This window comes from Salinicola salarius (genome assembly GCF_002179555.1).
Taxonomy (GTDB): domain Bacteria; phylum Pseudomonadota; class Gammaproteobacteria; order Pseudomonadales; family Halomonadaceae; genus Salinicola; species Salinicola salarius_A.
Genome location: NZ_NHOU01000135.1, coordinates 1 through 645 on the forward strand (window position 1 = coordinate 1; position 645 = coordinate 645).

The 645-nt window shown below is 45.1% G+C and carries 2 protein-coding genes; both read left to right on the plus strand.

The features are described from left to right. The first annotated feature begins 109 nt into the window (after positions 1 to 109). Complete coding sequence (locus CCD76_RS19485; protein WP_087721123.1) at positions 110 to 418, plus strand: ATP-grasp fold amidoligase family protein; 309 nt, start codon at positions 110 to 112, stop codon at positions 416 to 418. 14 nt (positions 419 to 432) lie between these two features. Continuing rightward, entirely contained in the window at positions 433 to 630 is a 198-nt protein-coding gene (locus CCD76_RS20720) for an ATP-grasp fold amidoligase family protein (protein WP_087721124.1), read from the plus strand. Positions 631 to 645 lie beyond the last annotated feature (15 nt).

The following is a 645-nucleotide window of genomic DNA, read 5'->3' on the forward strand; positions in this document are numbered from 1 at the left end:
AACGGGTTGTCAATCACGCGGGACCCGACAGCTAGGCGCTTATTAGAAGCGTATCGTCGCTTGAAGCGTAGCGACCGCCAAGAGGCAATTCGCCAATTCGAGAAACGCTTTGGCCATCCGCCCGACTTGTCCCAGTACTTGGAATGAGAAGCTCACTTGTTACAAGCTGGATGCGGATAAACCAATTTTTCGCGATCTAGCGGACAAGCTTACGGTTAGGCGGTTCGTGACCGAGCGAATTGGTAACGAACACCTGATTCCTTTGCTTGCAAGTGGTACCACATTGACGCGTGATATGTTCGATCTGTTGCCGCCTCAGTTTGTCATAAAAGCTAATCATGGCAGTGCCATGAACAAGATCGTTCGTAACAAAAGGGATGTTAACTATAAAAACTTGAAGAAAGAAACTGTTGGCTGACTCGTAATTTCTATATGGGTTCGAGAGAGACTCAGTATTGCAACATATCCCCTTTTATAGTTGTTGAAAAACTAATGCTGGATGAGAATGGAGAGATATCTAAAGATTATAAGATTCATTGCTTTGATTGCCAAGGAAATAAGCGCTTTATTGTTCAGGTGGATAGTGATCGCTTTAATGGTCATGTGCGAGACTATTACCTGATTCCGTGAAGCCAGCGCCGACAC

Bases quoted from the DNA above. Each gene is read 5' to 3' on its own strand.
- CCD76_RS20720 (WP_087721124.1), top strand. From the start codon at position 433: ATGGGTTCGAGAGAGACTCAGTATTGCAACATATCCCCTTTTATAGTT.